Annotated in this window: 12 protein-coding genes; 5 read left to right on the forward strand and 7 right to left on the reverse strand. The window is 68.1% G+C overall.

Annotated features, from left to right (window positions below; all coding sequences use genetic code 11):
- Positions 1-124: 124 nt before the first annotated feature.
- Entirely contained in the window at positions 125-619 is a 495-nt protein-coding gene (locus V6M51_RS17315) for an Lrp/AsnC family transcriptional regulator (RefSeq protein ID WP_332700231.1), read from the forward strand.
- A 90-nt stretch (positions 620-709) separates the two neighbouring features.
- Here V6M51_RS17315 and V6M51_RS17320 read toward each other — a convergent pair whose 3' ends face one another.
- The 3 genes from V6M51_RS17320 to V6M51_RS17330 form a co-directional block, all read right to left on the reverse strand.
- Positions 710-2,305: an amidohydrolase gene (locus tag V6M51_RS17320; RefSeq protein WP_332769165.1), complete on the reverse strand. Its 1,596-nt coding sequence runs from the start codon at positions 2,303-2,305 to the stop codon at positions 710-712.
- 373 nt (positions 2,306-2,678) lie between these two features.
- On the reverse strand, positions 2,679-3,104 hold the full coding sequence (locus tag V6M51_RS17325) for a cupin domain-containing protein (protein WP_332769166.1): 426 nt from the start codon (positions 3,102-3,104) through the stop codon (positions 2,679-2,681).
- 18 nt (positions 3,105-3,122) lie between these two features.
- Entirely contained in the window at positions 3,123-5,918 is a 2,796-nt protein-coding gene (locus tag V6M51_RS17330) for a TonB-dependent receptor (protein ID WP_332769168.1), read from the reverse strand.
- A 437-nt stretch (positions 5,919-6,355) separates the two neighbouring features.
- Between V6M51_RS17330 and V6M51_RS17335 the strand changes: the two genes are divergently transcribed.
- Together V6M51_RS17335 and V6M51_RS17340 are read left to right on the forward strand one after the other, a co-directional pair.
- The gene (locus V6M51_RS17335) at positions 6,356-7,690 is read left to right on the forward strand and encodes an MFS transporter (RefSeq protein ID WP_332769169.1); all 1,335 of its coding nucleotides are present in this window, start codon (positions 6,356-6,358) and stop codon (positions 7,688-7,690) included.
- A gap of 12 nt (positions 7,691-7,702) precedes the next feature.
- On the forward strand, positions 7,703-9,574 hold the full coding sequence (locus V6M51_RS17340) for a hypothetical protein (protein WP_332769170.1): 1,872 nt from the start codon (positions 7,703-7,705) through the stop codon (positions 9,572-9,574).
- Here the strand turns inward: V6M51_RS17340 and V6M51_RS17345 are convergent.
- From V6M51_RS17345 to kdgD, 4 genes are all read right to left on the reverse strand, one after another.
- Positions 9,558-11,123 carry a carboxylesterase/lipase family protein gene (locus tag V6M51_RS17345; protein WP_332769171.1) on the reverse strand — a complete coding sequence of 522 codons (1,566 nt, stop codon included), beginning with the start codon at positions 11,121-11,123 and terminating at the stop codon, positions 9,558-9,560. The genes V6M51_RS17340 and V6M51_RS17345 overlap by 17 nt on opposite strands.
- Before the next feature lie 31 nt (positions 11,124-11,154).
- A complete protein-coding gene (locus V6M51_RS17350; protein ID WP_332769172.1) occupies positions 11,155-12,063 on the reverse strand; it encodes a LysR substrate-binding domain-containing protein in 909 nt (302 codons plus the stop codon).
- A 101-nt stretch (positions 12,064-12,164) separates the two neighbouring features.
- Positions 12,165-13,748 (reverse strand): aldehyde dehydrogenase (NADP(+)), encoded by a 1,584-nt coding sequence (locus V6M51_RS17355; protein ID WP_332769173.1) that lies wholly within the window; start codon positions 13,746-13,748, stop codon positions 12,165-12,167.
- Positions 13,732-14,676 (reverse strand): 5-dehydro-4-deoxyglucarate dehydratase, encoded by a 945-nt coding sequence (gene kdgD / locus V6M51_RS17360; protein ID WP_332769174.1) that lies wholly within the window; start codon positions 14,674-14,676, stop codon positions 13,732-13,734. Before kdgD ends, V6M51_RS17355 begins: the two co-directional genes overlap by 17 nt.
- A gap of 240 nt (positions 14,677-14,916) precedes the next feature.
- On the opposite strand from kdgD, the gene V6M51_RS17365 reads away from it, so the two are divergent.
- Complete coding sequence (locus tag V6M51_RS17365; RefSeq protein ID WP_332769176.1) at positions 14,917-15,690, forward strand: SDR family NAD(P)-dependent oxidoreductase; 774 nt, start codon at positions 14,917-14,919, stop codon at positions 15,688-15,690.
- A gap of 84 nt (positions 15,691-15,774) precedes the next feature.
- On the forward strand, positions 15,775-16,464 hold the full coding sequence (locus tag V6M51_RS17370; protein WP_332769178.1) for a TetR/AcrR family transcriptional regulator: 690 nt from the start codon (positions 15,775-15,777) through the stop codon (positions 16,462-16,464).
- The last annotated feature ends 121 nt before the right edge of the window (positions 16,465-16,585 follow it).

Raw genomic sequence — 16,585 nt, forward strand, 5'->3', positions numbered from 1 at the left:
CACGCGCCCCCGACCGCGATTGAGGCCATGTTATTCCGGCGTGCAAATTTGACTTGCGGAATGCGGGTTTTCAGCGCCGAAAATGGGTTTGTGCCGCTGATTTATGCATGGAGTCACAGGACCGATGTCGAAATCCGAACAGATTGAGCTGGATGACGTCGATTATCGGCTCTTGAAGGAGCTCTGCATCGACGGGCGGGCGTCGGACGTCTGGCTGGGGGAGAAGATCAACCTCTCCAGCACGGCCGTGGCGCGGCGGCGCAAGAGCCTGGAGGAGCGCCAGGCGGTGCTGAACTATTCGGCCAACCTCAACATGCCGATGCTCGGCTACAGCGTGGTGGTGTTCGTGGCCATCGAGCTGAGCTCCCAGGCGGAGCGGGCCTTGAACGAATTCGAGCGCGAGGTGGTGAAGTGCCCCTCGGTCTCCTATTGCGGCTTCGTCTCCGGCGACACGGACTTCCTGCTCATGCTGAACGTGGAGTCGTTCGAGGACTATGACCGGGTCTATCGCCGCGAACTCTCCACCCTGCCGCACGTGGCGAAGATCCGCAGTAGCTTCGTGATGCGCGAGGTCGCGCGGCGGGGAACACCGCCGATCGTGTTCCAGGGCAAGGCCTAGACGACCCGCCGGAATCAATTCGGGGAGACGCTGGGCGTCTCCCCGAACCATCCGCGCGCATCCAGCCTCCGCGACAGGTGCGCGAAGACGTTACTTCGTCGGAGCGATGGGATATTTGACGCCCATCTGTTCTAGATAACTCTTATATTTCTTAGGGTTATAGTAGTATGGCTCCATCTTCGGCCGCATCTGCGCCATGATCTCGGCGTTCAGGTGGATGCCCGGCTTGTCGTCCTTGGTCAGGACCGGATCGTACGCCTGGCCCTTCAGTTGGACGTTCTGGAAGTAGTCCTTCGCCGCGGTGACCAGCGACGGCGTGGTGGCGATGTCCAGCACGGTCAGGGCCACGGCCTTGGCCCCCACCACGACGCCCTTGTGGGCGATGGGCGTCGCCATCGCCATGGCCGAAGTGACGTTGTGGCCGATGGCGTTGGGCACGTTCGAGGGATAGCGGATCGTGATGGTCGGGACCGTCCACATGACGTCGCCGATGTCGTCCGACCCGCCGCCCATCGAGACGCCGCGGGAGTCCGGCGTCGAGAGCGGCGCCACCTCGGCGGCGAGCGGTTCGAGCTTGAACTTGTTCACCTCCTGAACGCTCTTGGCGAAGGCTTGGTCGTCGGCGGACCACTGAGGCATGCCGACGCTCTTGATGTTGGCGTAGGCGGCCTCCGCCAGCGGCTTGTTCCCGAAATTGGGCGCGGCGTAGCCGAGCAGCCGACGCTCCACCGTCGTGTCGGTGGCCATGGCCGAGGCCTCCGAGATCTTGTTGCCCAGTTCGTAGAGCGAGCGGATGGAGTCGAAGGTGTTCTCGCGGAAATAGTACCAGACCGACGCCGTGCCCGGCACGATGTTGGGCTGGCCGCCGCCATTGGTGATCACGTAGTGCGAGCGTTGGGTGAGCGGCAGGTGCTCGCGGCGCATGTTCCACGCCGTGTTCATCAGCTCGACCCCGTCGAGAGCGCTGCGTCCGGCCCAGGGCGCGCCGGCGGCGTGCGAGGTCTTGCCGTGGAAGGTGTACTCGACCGACACCATCCCGTTGTTGCCCGCGGGCCCCCAGCCGGTGGAGAAGTCGCGGCTGACATGGGTGAAGATCGAGGCGTCCACGTCCTTGAACACCCCGTCGCGGACATAGAAGGCCTTGGTCGCCAGCAACTCCTCGGCGACGCCCGGCCAGAGCATCAGGCGGCCGGGGATCTTGTTCTTCTCCATGACGTCCTTGGCCGAGAGGGCGGCGACGACCATCAGCGGCATTCCGGAATTGTGGCCCTCGCCATGCCCCGGCGCGCCTACGACCTGCGGCCTGATGTTCGGATCGCCGGGCGCCTGCGACAGGCCCAGCAGGGCGTCGATGTCGCTGCCGAGCGCGATCAGCGGCCCCCCCGAACCCCAGGTGGCGGTCCAGGCGGTGGGGATGCCCGCGATCCCGCGTTCGATCTTGAAGCCGTTCTTCTCGAGGATGCCGGTGATGTATTCGGAGGTCCGAACCTCCTGGAAGCCTGGCTCGGCGAAACTGAACACCGAGTCCACCATCTCCTGAGCGAGCTTCGTGCGCGCCTCGACGCCGGCGATCGCAGCCGCCCGCATCTCCGGCGTGGGCTCCGCCTGGACCGCGAGGCCGGGCAGGGCCAGGGCCGTCCCCAACAGCAGGGCCATCAGCGGCCTGGTTCTTGTGGTGCTATTCATTCAGGTCCCCACGATTGATGGAACTCGCTAGCTTCGACCGCCATCGAGTTTTGAAATGAACTGCGCACCGCCGGAAGGTGACTGACCGCGACTTTGCGATACTCAAAAGCGTCGCGAGACATCCATGATCGTGACGTCCATATGAGATTGTGTTGGTGATATCCGGCTTCGTGGTGCGATATGACGATGAAAATCGACGATACATTGCCTAATCGAGCGCGATATGGATCGCTAGCAATCGAGATTGCATGGAAAATCGTCGCGGACCGTCAAATGAACGATCTCGCGGCGATTTCGCGAGGAACGCGGCGCCGACCTGCTGCTTTGATGGTCGCATGGGCCTCGCGCGCGGGGCCGGGCCGAGGGGTCTCCCCTACTTGGTGCGCGCTTTCAGCGGATAGGAGATCAGCAGGACGAGGTCGCCGCCGCCGACCTGCCGGATCCCCACATTGGCGCCTTCATAGAGGTAGGCCGCCGTCCGGGGCCCGATGCGGCGGGTGTCGCCGTCGGACGTGACCTCGCCCTCGCCCTCGAGGACATAATAGACCTCGTCGTGGGTCAGGACGTGGAGGCCGATGGAGGCGCCGGCGTGCAGGACGCGCTTGCGGAACTCCATGGCCCGCCGCGGCGCCTGGTCCGACAGGCGATAGGCGGTGCTCTCGCCGACGCCCCCGTGCGGCGGGGGCGTCTCGCGCCGCATGACGTCCTGCTCGCGGACGATCGTCATGGGCGCGGCCGGGGCGGCCGGCGACGCCTGTAGGGCGACGGCGGCGAGCGCGGCGGCGAGAGGGCTGAACATGATCGGTCTCCGAGGGACCTAGAAGTTGTAGCGCAGGCCCACGAGATATTGGCGCCCGCTGTGGGTGTAGACGTTCAGGCGGTTGCTCTCGCCGACATACTGATCGTTGAACTCGTCGGTCAGGTTCACCGCCTCGAAGCTGAGCTTGAGGTTCTCGCGCAGGTTCACCGTGGCCTGCATGTCGAGGTTCAGGGTCTCGTTGGTGCCGTGCCGGCTGTTGCCGTCGCTGCCGGGCACCTGGGTGAGGTAGCCCGAGCGGTAGGCCGCCGAGCCCCGGATGCTGAAGCGGTCGGTCTCATAGTAGAGCGTGAAGTTGGCCGCGTTCTTGGACAGGCCCACCAGGGTGGCGCTGACGGTCGGCGCGCCGGGGGCGGTGGAGGTCAGGTACTCGATGTCCGAGTTCACATAGGTGTAGTTGGCGATGAAGCCGAAGTTGCTCCAGAAGCCTGGCAGGAAGCTCAGCGGCTGCTGCCAGTTCAGTTCCACGCCGGTCAGGTCGCCGCCGTCGGAATTGACCGGCTGGGTGACCTGGAACACCTCGGTGGGCAGGGCGCCGGTGCCGGTCAGCAGCGAGTCGGGCAGGCCCAGGGTGTTGAAGACCGCCTCGCGGCGCAGGGTCGCGACGAAGGTGTCGATGCGCTTGAAAAAGAAGCCGGCGGCCAGGATCGTGCCGCTGGACGGATACCATTCCAATGACAGGTCGACATTGGTCGACTTGGTCGGCTCCAGGTCCGGATTGCCCGAGCTGAAGTTTCGGTTCGCGCCCTGGACGCCGACGTCGCCGCCGGGGGAGAGTGAGCCGATGCCCGGTCGGGCGATGGTCTTGGCCGCGCTGAAGCGCGCGACCACGGTGTCGGTCAGGTCGGTGGCGATGTTGAAGGACGGCAGGGCCATGTCGTAGCTGCGCTTGGCCTGGACCCGCTGGATGACGCCGCTGACCGCCGCATAGCCCGCCGACTCCTGGTCGGTCTTGACGTAACGGACGCCGGCGTCGCCGCGCCAGGGCAGGCCGAAGGCGTCGAACTTGAAGTCGGCCTGGACGTAGGCGCCCGTGCTCTCCTCCTGGACCGCGCCGTACTGGCCCCGCGCCGAGGAGTTGTTGGTGTTGGTGAGCGCGTAGATGCCGGAGTTGCTGTAGATGTTCAGCATGGCGTTGTAGGCGTCGATGTCCGGGGCCAGCCAGCTGGTGGCGTTACCCGCCGGCAGGTCGAGATTGCGCCCGAAGCCGGAGAAGACCTTCGACACCGAGGCGAGCTGGGCCGGCGTCAGGGTCTGGACCACGGTCTCGGTGGTCCGATAGGCGCCGTAGGAGTCGTATTCGAACTTCCGCCAATCGACGCCGGCCTTGAAGGTCAGGTTGTCGCTGAAGTCCCACTCGCCATAGATCTTTCCGGTCGAGAACTGGTTCTCCACGAACTGCGGGCGGATGCGCACCTCCGACGTGCCGGTGACGTGCGACCAGTTGGCCGGGTTCGTCGGGTCGAAGCCGAGCAGGATGGTGGGCGCGCGGTCGCCGCGGAAGTCGTAGCTGTAGTTCTGGCTGTTGGCCCGGTCGAAGGTGACGATGGTCGAGACCGGTTGGGTGAAGGTGGAGTCCGCGAAGCCCGCCAGGGCGCCGACCCGCAGGGTGTCGCTGAAGTCGTGGGTCAGGGTGGCGGTGAACTGCTTGAACTCGGTGTTCAGCTCGTCATAGGCCGACTGGGTGCGCAGATCGACGTTGTCCAGCCGGGCGTAGACCAGGTTGCGGTCCTCGACCACGCCGTCGCGGATGATGGTCTGCGGCTTGCCGACCCCGGAGCGCGACAGGCCGATGGCCTGGAGCTGGGCTTCCTTGCGGGTCCCGGCGAGGTAGGCGTAGAGGGCGTCGACCGTCAGCAGGGTCTGGTCGGTGGGCCGGAACTGCACCGTGCCGGTGAGGCCGAGCCGCTTGGACTCGATGTCGTAGCTCACATAGGACGGGATGCGCGGGGCGAAGATGCCGGTGGCCGGATCGGGATTGTTGATCTGGGCCAGGGTGAAGCCGGGCAGGGTGGAGGCGGCGTTGAAGCCGCCGTTGCTGCCGCCGTAGGTCCAGCGCGTGATGTTGGCGCCTTCCTCCTTCAGGCGGCGCTCCTCGTAGGCGGCGGAGACCAGGACGCCCAGCCGATCGTCGAACCAGGTGCGGCTGGCCAGGGCCGAGACCCGCGGCGTGGCCTTCTGGGAGAGGTCGTTGTAGCTGGCGCCCGCCGACATGACGAACTGGGTCTTGTTGCTGTCGAAGGGCCGAGCGGTGGTCAGGTCGACCGTGGCGCCCAGGGAGCCTTCCTCGACATCGGCCGAGGCGGTCTTGCGGACGGCCAGGCTGTTGAAAAGGTCGGAGGCGAAGACGTTGAAGTCGAAGCCGCGGCCACGGTTGGTGCCGCCGCTGTTGGCGGTGCCGCCGGTGGTGCTGATCGCCTCCATGCCGTTGTTGCGCACGCGGGTGTAGTCGGAGCCGAGGCCCCGGACGGTGACCTGGCGGCCTTCACCGTTGATCCGCGAGATCGAGACGCCCGGGATGCGCTGCAGCGACTCGGCCAGGTTCAGATCGGGGAACTGGGCGATGTCCTCGGCCTTGATGGCGTCGACGACGCCTGATTCCTGGCGCTTCATGTTGATCGCGCTGGCGAGGCTGGCGCGGAAGCCGGTGACCACCACCTCGTCGACCTCGGCCGGCGCGGCCGTAGCGTCCTGCGCATGGGCGGCGCCGGCGGCCGATAGGGCCAGGCCGACGGCCAAGCCCGACACACCGCCACGCAGCACGGACCTGAAGCTGGAAATGTTCTTGAACGCCATTGTATCTCTCCCCGCCCGCGGCCGTCGCAGGTCGTTCTTGTCGAGGTCGTCAGCAATGTTCGCTGATCCGGCGCGGCCGGCGGCAACCTCTTGTCGGCGGCGGAAGACTGGTTGGGAGGCGTTCCTAAGGCCAATCCCAATTGGGCATGAACCGATGCGCGATCTGCACCGATACGTCCGTGGGCGTCGCCATCGGCGCCCGTTTCGGCTGTCCGCGTAAGGCCTGCCCGGGCGGTCCATTCCGAGGCGACCGCCTTGGGCCGCCGGCCAAAAGCCTGCCATCCATGCCCAACTTGGATCGGTCCATAGGCGAATTGGCTTAGACCGTCGCCGCCCGCCCCTCTAGCGTCCAGAGCCTAAGGAAACCCTCCGACGAGGGCGAGGCGAATCCCGTTAGCGGGCTCGCCGGGAACAAGACCACCGGGAAGAAGCAACGGATGACCACTCAGGCCGCCGCCGTCGGGATCAAGAGGACGCGGGTCCGCTACCTGATCATCTTCCTGCTGTTCGTCATCACCACCATCAACTACGCCGACCGCGCGACCTTCTCGATCGCCGGTCCGTCGGCGTCGAAGGAGCTGGGCCTCGATCCCGTGGCCATGGGCTACATCCTCTCGGCCTTCGCCTGGGCCTATGTGTTGGGCCAGATTCCGTCCGGCGCGTTGCTGGACCGGTTCGGGTCCAAGCGGATCTACACCGCGGCCCTGGTGCTTTGGTCGCTGTTCACCCTGCTCCAGGGTTTCGCGGGGATCTTCACGGGCCTGGCCGCGGCCGTGGCCCTGTTCGCCATGCGCTTTATGGTCGGCCTGGCCGAGTCCCCCTCATTCCCCGCCAACGCCCGGATCGTCGCGGCCTGGTTTCCGGGGTCGGAGCGAGGCACCGCCTCGGCCATCTTCAACTCCGCGCAGTATTTCGCCCTGGTGGCCTTCGCGCCCCTGATGGGCTGGCTGGTGCACACCTTCGACTGGCATTCGGTGTTCTTCGTCATGGGCGGGGTCGGCCTGCTGGCCGCGGCGATCTTCGTGCGGCTGGTGCATGCGCCTACCGACCATCCGAAGATCAGCCAGGGCGAGTTCGACTATATCGAGGCCGGCGGCGGCCTGGTGCGAATGGAGGACAAGACCGCCGATCGCGGCGCAGCCTTCACCTGGCAAAACGTGCGCAAGGTGCTGACCACCCGCATGCTGCTGGGGGTCTATCTCGGCCAGTACTGCATCAACGTCCTGACCTATTTCTTCGTCACTTGGTTCCCGATCTACCTGGTCAAGGAGCGGGGCCTGTCGATCCTGGAAGCCGGCTTCACCGCCGCGGCGCCGGCCCTGTGCGGCTTCGTCGGCGGCCTGCTGGGCGGGATCATCTCCGACGCCCTGCTGAAGAAGACCGGGTCGCTGACCATCGCGCGCAAGACCCCGCTGCTGGTCGGCATGCTGCTGGCCTCGCTGATCATCGTCTGCAACTACGTCGAGCAGCAGTGGCTGGTGGTGCTGATCATGGCGGTGGCCTTCTTCGGCAAGGGCGTGGCCTCGCTGGGCTGGGCGGTGGTGGCCGACACCTCGCCCAAGGAGATGGCCGGAGTGACCGGCGGCATCTTCAACACCTTCGGCAACATCGCCGGCATCGTGACGCCCATCGTCATCGGCTACATCGTGCAGGGGACGGGCTCGTTCGACGGGGCCCTGATCTTCGTCGGCGCCCACTGCATCATCACCATCCTGGCCTATTTCCTCATCGTCGGGAAAATCGAGCGCCTGAAACTCGATCCCGCCGCCTGATCCGGTGACCCCATGACCACCCGCCGCCGCTTTCTCGCCAGCGCCTCGGCCCTGCTGCTGGGCGCCCCGGCGGCGTCCGCGCGGGCCGGCGAGGGGGGCCGGCTGGAGGTCGCCACGCCGATGGCGCCACCGGAGTGGGCGCTGCTGGAGCGCGAGCTGCTGCGCGCCAACGCGGAGGCCTGCGAGGAATTCTTCGCCCGTTATTTCGACGATCGCGGCTTCCTGCTGGCCTATGAGCGCTGGGGCGCCAATGACGGCCCCGACGACGCCATCGAGAACGTCAACGACTGGCCCCACCTGCATGCGCTGGGCGGATCGGACCGCATCCTTGAGCTCTACAAGAAGGCCTGGGAAGGCAATCTGCGCCAATACGCCCTGGCCAAGACCAAGGACGTGCCGTTCGCCCGCGATGGCATGTACTACAAGGAATTCCCGGTCATGATGGACTGGCAGCACCTCAGCGAGGGGCTGTCGATGTTCAATCTGCAGGGGCTGTCGGACCCGTACGACCCGCGTTTCCGCCAGCGCGCCCGGCGCTTCGCCGGCTTCTACATGAACGAGGATCCGGGGGCGCCCAACTACGACCCCAAGGTCAAGATCATCCGCAGCATGTTCAACGGCAGCCGCGGGCCATTGATGCGCAAGGCCACGCCGCTGGACTGGGCGGGCGATCCTTTCGAGGTCGGCGACCGGTTCCAGATGGAGCACGGTGAGCGGACCTACAAGGAGACCCTGCTGCACTATGCCGAGTACGGCGACATCATCGGCGACAGCCCGCTCAACCTGCACGCCACCACCCTGGCGCTCAACGCCTATATGCTGGACCACGAGGAGAAGTACCGGACCTGGCTGCTCGACTATGTCGACGCCTGGGTGGCGCGGGCCAAGGCCAATGGCGGGGTGCTGCCCAGCAATATCGGGCTGGACGGCAAGATCGGCGGCGCGACCGACGGCAAGTGGTGGGGCGGGGTCTATGGCTGGGGCTTCAGCCCGGTGGCGCCTCCGGGCGGCAAGCGGGAAGACCGCAATCGTGTGCCGCGCTCCATCGTGGCCTTCATGAACGCCTATCTGCTGACCGGCGACGACCGCTATCTCGATGTCTGGCGCAGGCAGAACGACGTCATCAACGCCCAGAAGAAGCTGGTCGACGGCAAGCCCTCGACCCCGCGCATGCACGGCGACGCCGGCTGGTATTCCTATGCGCCCGGCGACTATGTGCTGAACAACTGGGAGATCTGGTACCTCTCCATGCGCGCCTCCGACCGGGCGCGGGCGGGCGACGACCATCCGTGGGTGGCGTTCCTCGAGGGCCGCAATCCGACCTATCCGGGGCAGGCCCTGCGCGCCGACCTGAGCCGCGTGCGCCAGCGGGTCCAGGCCCAGCGGGACGACAAGACCACCCCCGACACCCGGCTTGCCGACAACGCGCTGGACATCAATCCGGCCAGCGTCACGGCCCTGATGCACCTGATGCAAGGGGCCATCCATATCGCCCGGCCACCGTGGAGCAAGACCTCGCCGGCCCAGGGCGGCGCGCCGCTATATGCCCGGCTGCGCTACTTCGATCCGCAGCGACGACGGGCTGGAGTCCCGCCGGACGTGGCGGCCCTGGTCGACAGCCTGACGGACCGGACAACCGGCGTGACCCTGGTCAATGTCAGCCAGACCCAGGCCCGCGAAGTGGTCGTCCAGGGCGGCGGCTACGGCGAGCACCAGATCCTCGGGGTCAGCCTTGAGGGCGGCAAGGAGATCGCGGTGGGCGCGTCCAGCTTCACCGTGCGGCTCGCGCCCGGCGCCGGGGCGCGGCTCACCCTGCGCATGCAGCGCCACGCCAACCGGCCGACCCTGGCCTTCCCCTGGGCCGAGATCAGCTCCCCGGCTTGAAGTAGGGGGCGGCGGCGAACAGCTTGCGCTCCTCGCTCCGCGGGTCGTCGACCATCTTCGACGTGACGTCGAACACCAGGGTTGGGCGACGCTCCAGGGTGTATTTCTCCCAGGCCGGGATCTCGGGACAGTTGGGATCGCCCGTGCGGGCGAAGGCCAGGAAGGCCGCGCTCATCTGCTGCGAGACGGCCAGCGCCGCGGGTCCGGTCCCGGTCTTCGACCCCTCCGCCGCCAGATTGCCGAACACCAGGGCGATGTCGAAACTGTGGAAGGCGCCCAGGCGACCGCCCTCCAGGGGCGACCCGAAGTCGAGCTGGTACATCCAGGCCGGCGCTCCGATCTTCGCCCGTTCCTCGGCCTGGATCAGGTGGCCGCGCCAGGAGCGGCCGGCGGTGGAGGCGGAGAAGAACACGTCCGAGGCCGAGGCCTGGGGATAGAGCTCGCGATAGCGTGCGACCACCACGTCCGGATCGATGTCCACCACCATTTCCGGGGCCAGCCTGGCGGGCAGTTCGTCCCAGTCGAGCGCGAAGTTCTTAGGGTCCCCGGCCAGGAAGGCGCGCGTCTCGTCGTGGGTGTTGCCGATGATCATCGGGATGTGGGCGCTCTCCCGCGGCGCATCGGGGAAGAATGGATGCCGCGACAGGCTGCGGTGATCCATCACCGACCAGAAGATGATCGCGCCCTTGCGCAGGACGGGATCGGTGATCTTCAGCGCGGCGACCAGCTGCTCCGCCGGCAGGGTCCGCAGCAGGTCGGTCTGGTCCGGCTTGAGACCCAGGGCGGCCATGAAGGCCTTGGCCCGCTCGGTGGCGTTGATCGGGCCCATGGAGGTCACGTGCTGGCCGCTCATGGTGGCGACCTTGTGGAACAGGCCCTTGGCGACCGGCATGGCCATCAGGGTGACCAGCTTGGCCCCGCCCCCCGACTGGCCGAAGGCGGTGACATTGTCCGGATCGCCGCCGAACTCGGCGATATTGTCGCGCACCCATTGCAGGGCCAGGATCAGGTCGAGATTGCCCACATTGCCGCTGTCGGCCAGGTCGGGCCCACCCAGCTTGGCGAAATGGCCGTAGCCGAAGACGTTGAGCCGGTGGTTGACCGTCACCACCACCACGTCACCGGTGCGGGCTAGGTTCACGCCGTCATAGAGCGGGTCCGACCCCGAGCCGTTGGCGTGGGCGCCGCCATGGACATAGACCATGACCGGCCGCTGCTTGCCGTCGCGCAGGCCAGGCGTCCAGACATTGAGGAACAGGCAGTCCTCGCTGGTGGCGCCCTCGGCCTTGGTCTGGGGCGAGGCGGGGCCGTAGGCGAGTGCGTCCCTTACGCCGGCCCAGGGCTGCGGCGGCAGCGGCGGCATGAAACGGCGCGGGCCGGTGTCGGCGCCGTAGCGGACGCCCTTGAAGATCGAGATCCCGTCCTGGACGGCGCCACGCACCTTTCCGGCCTTGGTGGCAGCGATCGGAGACTTGGCGGCCGCGGCCGCGGGACTCGCCAGCCCCAGGCCTGCGGCGGCGGCGAGCAGGCGGCGGCGGTCGGTCAGCATGGTCTGGTCGGTCCTTCGGCGCCGCAGGGGATTAGTCGTTCGGCCCCTCGATCAGGGCGGCTTCGGCGATGCAGAGATCGATGAACGGCTGCAGGATCGGGCTGTCATTGTCCTTGCGCCAGGCGATGTAGAGCTCGACCGGACGCGCGGGGGTGGTCTCGACCGGCCGGTACTGAACGTCGTCGAAATGCAGGTTCATCGCCGCCTCGGGCACCAGGGCCGCGCCCAGCCCCGCATGGACCAGGGCCAGCATCGAATGGATCTGGGTGATGTGCTGCACGCAGTTGGGCGTGATCCCATTGGCGTCGAACAGGGTGGTCAGCATGTTGTGGAAATAGCCGGCGCCCTCGGCCGAATACATGATCAGCGGGGCGTCGTCGAAGTCGGCCAGGGTGAGGGAGGCCTTGGCCAGCCGGGCGTCGCCGGTGGGCAGGGCGGCGACCAGGGGCTCGCTCAGCACCCGGGCGGTGGCGAACTCGGCGCGCTCCATGGGCGGGCGTACGAGGCCGATGTCTATGCTGCCGGTGAGCAGGCCCTCGACCTGCTCGCGGGTGACCATCTCGCGCAGGGTCAGGTCGGCGTTGGGCAGGTGGGCGCGCGACAGGATCACCAGGCGCGGCAGGAAGTTGTAGCCGGACGCCGCGGTGAACCCGATGGCGATCTGGCCGGCGTCGCCGCTGGCGATGCGGCGGGTGGCGAGCGCCGCGGACTCGGCCAGGCGCAGGATGCGGCGGGCTTCCAGCAGGAAGGCGCGGCCCGCCGGGGTGAGGCGGACCGAACGGCTGGTGCGGTCCAGCAGGGTGACGCCGAGGATCCGCTCCAGCAGCTGCACCTGCCGGCTGAGCGGCGGCTGGGTCATGTTCAGGCGTTGGGCCGCGCGGCCGAAATGCAGCTCCTCCGCGGTGGCGACGAAGCAGCGAAGTTGGCTGAGCTCGAACATGGGAAAGCGCCCGCTTGTGATCCGCTGATGACGCGAAGCTAGGCGATTGGGGGGCGGGGCGGTAGCCGGGGCCTTCGGCCGCGTCTCGACTACGGCCGCGCTCATGCGAGGTCCAGCTTGCCGTCGATCCGCCGGACCAGGCCCAGCGGATTGTCGTCCCGCAGTTCGGGCGGCAGCAGGGCTTGCGGCAGGTTCTGGTAGCAGAGCGGCCGCAGGAAACGGGCGATGGCCAGGGAGCCCACCGAGGTGGCGCGGCTGTCGGAGGTGGCGGGGAACGGGCCGCCGTGGACCATGGCGTGGCCGACCTCGACCCCCGTTCCGAAACCATTGACCAGGACCCGGCCGGCCTTGAGTTCCAGCTCGGGCAGCAGGTCGCGCGCCAGGTCGGTGTCGCCGGCGTCCATGTGCAGGGCGACAGTCAGTTGGCCTTCGAGCTCGGCGATCGCCGCGCGCAGGGCCGCCGCGTCGGGGCAGCGCACCACCAGCGAGGCCGCGCCGAACACCTCCTCATGCAGGCGGCGATCGGACCGGAAGGTCTCGGCGGAGGTCGCGAACAGCGCCGCCTGGCCCTGGCCCGCGCCGGGGCCGGGCGACTGACCCTGACCGACGGCGGCGACGCCGTCGCGCTCGGCCAGGCTCCGCACCCCGGCGGCGTAGTTCGAGGAGATGCCGGCGGTCAGCATGGTGGCGGCCGGCGCCTGGCCAAGCGCCTGCGCCGCCGCGGCCAGGAAGGCGTCCAGGCCGGGCCCTTCGATGGCGAGGATGAGGCCGGGATTGGTGCAGAACTGGCCCGCGCCCTGGGTCAGGGCGGCCACGAAATCCTTGGCGATGGCGGGGCCGCGGGCGGCGAGCGCCGCGGGCAGGAGCAGGACCGGATTGATGCTGCTCATCTCGGCATAGACCGGGATCGGCTCGGGCCGGGCCTGGGCGACGGCGAGCAGGGCCAGGCCGGCGCGCCGCGAGCCGGTGAACCCGACCGCCTTGATGCGCGGATCGGCGACCAGGGCCTGGGAGATCTCGACGCCGGCGTCGTGCAGCAGGGCGAAGACCCCGGTGGGCAGGCCGTGCGCGGCCACCGCCTCCTGGACGGCGCGGCCGACCAGTTCGGAGGTTCCAGGATGGGCCGGATGGGCCTTGACCACCACGGGACAGCCGGCCGCCAGGGCCGAGGCGGTGTCGCCGCCGGCCACGGAGAAGGCCAGGGGGAAGTTGCTGGCGCCGAACACCGCCACCGGCCCCAGCGGCACGTTGCGCAGCCGCAGGTCGGGTCGGGGCAGGGGCTTGCGCTCGGGCAGGGTCGGGTCGATGCGCGCCTCCAGCCAGCCGCCGTCGCGCAGCACGCCGGCGAACAGGCGAAGCTGGCCGGTGGTGCGGCCGCGTTCGCCTTCGAGGCGGGCGCGGGGCAGGCCGGTCTCGGCCATGGCGCGGACGATCAGCGCATCGCCGATGGCCTCGATCCGCTCGGCGATGGTCTCCAGGAACCGCGCGCGGGCCTCGGGCGAGGTCGCGCGATAGGGGCCGAAGGCCGCGGCGGCGAGGGCGCAGGCCTCGGCCAGATCCGCCTTGGTCGCCCCGCCGAAGGCTGGATCGAGCACCCGTCCGGTGGCGGGATCGACCCCTTGGAGGTCGCCGCCCGAACCCCGTCGCGCGCCGCCGCCGATCAGCAGTTCACCCGTTGGCGGCAATGGCGTGGTCCTTGGTCTGCACGCGGGCGATCAGCGCCTGGAGTTCGGCGCCTTCGGCCTCGGTCAGGTCGGTCAGGGGCGGTCGCACGGGGCCGGCGTCATGGCCGACCGCGATCATCCCCGCCTTGACGATGGAGACCGCGTAGCCGCGGCCCCGGTTGCGCAGGGCGATATAGGGCAGGACGAACTCGCGCAGGCCGGCCAGCACCGTTTCGCGGTCGCGGCGGCGCACGGCCTTGTAGAAGGCCAGCGCCCAGTCGGGCAGGAAGTTGAAGATCGCCGAGGAGTAGGTGGTCACCCCCATCTCCAGATAGGGCAGGGCGAAGGTCTCGGCGGTCGGCAGGCCGCCGATATAGGTGAGCCGGTCGCCCATCCGGGCATAGACCCGCATCATCAGCTCGACGTCGCCGACCCCGTCCTTGAAGCCGACCAGGTTCGGGTTGCGGTCGCAGAGCCCGGCCAGGGTGTCCTCGGTCAGGATGGCGTTGTCGCGGTTGTAGACGATGACCCCCAGGGCGGTGGCGCGGCACACCGCCTCGATATGGGCCGCCAGCCCTTCCTGGGAGGAATTGACCAGATAGGGCGGTAGCAGCAACAGGCCGTCGGCCCCGGCGCGCTCGGCGTCCTGGGCGAGCTCGACGGCGATGGCCGTGCCGTAGCCGCAGCCGGCGATGACCGGGACCTTGCCGGCGGTCTCCTCGACCGCGGCGCGGACCACGCGGCCGACCTCGGAGGGGGACAGGGAGAAGAACTCGCCGGTGCCGCCGGCCGCGAACAGGCCGGCCAGGTCACGCTGCAGCATCCAGGCGCAATGCTGGCGGTAGGGGCCCTCGACGAACTGACGCCGGGCGTCGAAGTGGGTGACCGGAAACGACAGCAGGCCTCCGCCAATCTGCTGGGCCATCTCGGCGGGGGTCATTCGGCTCATCGGTTTCCTCGCTAGGCGTCGGCGTTTTTCGACAGCGAGGCGCGCGTCGCGGGGCCTCGGCCCATCGCGGCCGTTCACTGGAGCCGACGCTAGGAGCAGAGCCGGTCGCGGTCTAAGCCAAAGGCGCTATCGACCGATGCGGGAATTGGCTTGATTGGGCTCCCCAAGCGTCCGGAGCACTGTAGGCTGTATCGCGCCGGCGGCCGGAGGGTCGCAAAAACCCCAGACCCTTGAGGCCCCATGGACTTGCAGCTGAACGACAAGGTTGTCTTCGTCGCGGGGGGCAGCCGCGGAATCGGGCTCGGTATCCTGGAGGCCTGCCTGGCTGAAGGCGCCCGCGTGGCGTTCGCCGCCCGGGGCGAGGGACCGCTGATGGCGGCGCGCGACACGCTGGCCGCGCGATGGGGCGAGGATCGGGTCTGGGCGCGGGCGGGCGACCTGCGCGAGAGCGCGGTCCTGGACGAGATGATCGAGGCCGTCGAGACGGAGTTCGGGCCGATCTGGGGCGCCGTGGCCAATGTCGGGCTCTATCCCTGCCCGCCGGGGTTCGATGTCGATGACGAGACCTGGGACGCGGGCTTCGTCCAGAACCTGGATTCCGCCTATCGGCTGGCGCGGGTCGTCTTGCGCAGGATGACCGAGCGCAAGGAAGGTTCCCTGCTGTTCATCAGCTCAATCGCCGGTGGGGCGGCGCTGGGCACGCCGCTTACCTACGGGACGTCGAAGGCGGCGATGAATCACATGGGCAAGGAGCTGGCGGCCATCGTCGGTCGGCACGGGGTGCGGGTGAACACCATCGCGCCGGGCAACATCATCTTCCCCGGAGGCGACTGGGAGGCGCGGTCGCAGGGCCCCGGCGGCGAGAAGGTGCTGCGCTGGATCAACCGCGAAGTGCCCCTGAAGCGGTTCGGCGCGCCGCACGAGATCGGCGTCGCCGCCGCCTTCCTGCTCAGTCCGGCCGCGAGCTTCGTGACCGGTGTGGTCCTGCCCGTGGACGGCGGCCAGACCAAATAAGCTCTGGCCGCGGCATATCGGGTCGGCGCTTGTCGCTGCCGGACGGCGGCACTAAGTCTCGGCGGACACGCGAAGGATGCGCCGTTGACGGACTTCACCATCCCGGACCTCAAGATCAAACCCCGGGAGGGCGGATACGCCCGGGGGCAGGAGGGGCTGGCGCGTATCCTGACGGCCGCCCTGTCGCTGCTGGTCGAGCAGGGTTCGAAAGCCCTGACCCTGCGCCGGATCGCGGCTGAGTGCGGGCTCAAGGCGGGCAACATCGCCTACTATTTCTCCTCGAAGGAGGAGCTGCTGCGCGAGCTGCTGGATGCGATCATCAGCAGCTATGAGGAGGCGTTCGACGCCATCTATCACGCCCCCGACACGACGGCCGAGGAACGTCTCGAACGGATCGTCATGCTTATCCTCGAGGACATCAAGACGAAGCAGACGACGCGGATTTTTCCGGAACTGTGGGCGATGTCCAACCACGACCCCTTCGTCCACGAGCGCGTGGACCACATCTATCGCCGCGCGCGCGTGGTGCTCAATGACCTCGTGGCGGAGATCAATCCCGCCTTGCCGGCGGACGAACGTGAGACGCTCGCGCTGTTCATGTCGGCCTCGATGGAGGGCATGACCATCTTCGCCGGTCACGACAAGCCTTGGATCGGCAAGATGCCGGCGATTGAGCGGATCGCGGTGAAGTCTTTCCTCTACGCCATTCGCGCCATGCGTCCGGGGGAGATCTCGGGCGTCGTGCAGCCGGACAGCGAGCCTCAGCCCGCCTGAGCCGTCGTCGCGGTCACTTCCGCAATGAACCCGTCCGCCCCGACGCGTGAAGCGCCGGTCGGGGCTCCCTGCCTTGGGAGGCGACAAATCGGTGTGATCCCAAGATTTGTCGAATGACCAA

The organism is Phenylobacterium sp. (genome assembly GCF_036677185.1).
Lineage (GTDB): Bacteria > Pseudomonadota > Alphaproteobacteria > Caulobacterales > Caulobacteraceae > Phenylobacterium.

Bases quoted from the DNA above. Each gene is read 5' to 3' on its own strand.
- V6M51_RS17315 (WP_332700231.1), top strand. From the start codon at position 125: ATGTCGAAATCCGAACAGATTGAGCTGGATGACGTCGATTATCGGCTC.
- V6M51_RS17320 (WP_332769165.1), bottom strand. From the start codon at position 2,305: ATGAATAGCACCACAAGAACCAGGCCGCTGATGGCCCTGCTGTTGGGG.
- V6M51_RS17325 (WP_332769166.1), bottom strand. From the start codon at position 3,104: ATGTTCAGCCCTCTCGCCGCCGCGCTCGCCGCCGTCGCCCTACAGGCG.
- V6M51_RS17330 (WP_332769168.1), bottom strand. From the start codon at position 5,918: ATGGCGTTCAAGAACATTTCCAGCTTCAGGTCCGTGCTGCGTGGCGGT.
- V6M51_RS17335 (WP_332769169.1), top strand. From the start codon at position 6,356: ATGACCACTCAGGCCGCCGCCGTCGGGATCAAGAGGACGCGGGTCCGC.
- V6M51_RS17340 (WP_332769170.1), top strand. From the start codon at position 7,703: ATGACCACCCGCCGCCGCTTTCTCGCCAGCGCCTCGGCCCTGCTGCTG.
- V6M51_RS17345 (WP_332769171.1), bottom strand. From the start codon at position 11,123: ATGCTGACCGACCGCCGCCGCCTGCTCGCCGCCGCCGCAGGCCTGGGG.
- V6M51_RS17350 (WP_332769172.1), bottom strand. From the start codon at position 12,063: ATGTTCGAGCTCAGCCAACTTCGCTGCTTCGTCGCCACCGCGGAGGAG.
- kdgD (WP_332769174.1), bottom strand. From the start codon at position 14,676: ATGAGCCGAATGACCCCCGCCGAGATGGCCCAGCAGATTGGCGGAGGC.
- V6M51_RS17365 (WP_332769176.1), top strand. From the start codon at position 14,917: ATGGACTTGCAGCTGAACGACAAGGTTGTCTTCGTCGCGGGGGGCAGC.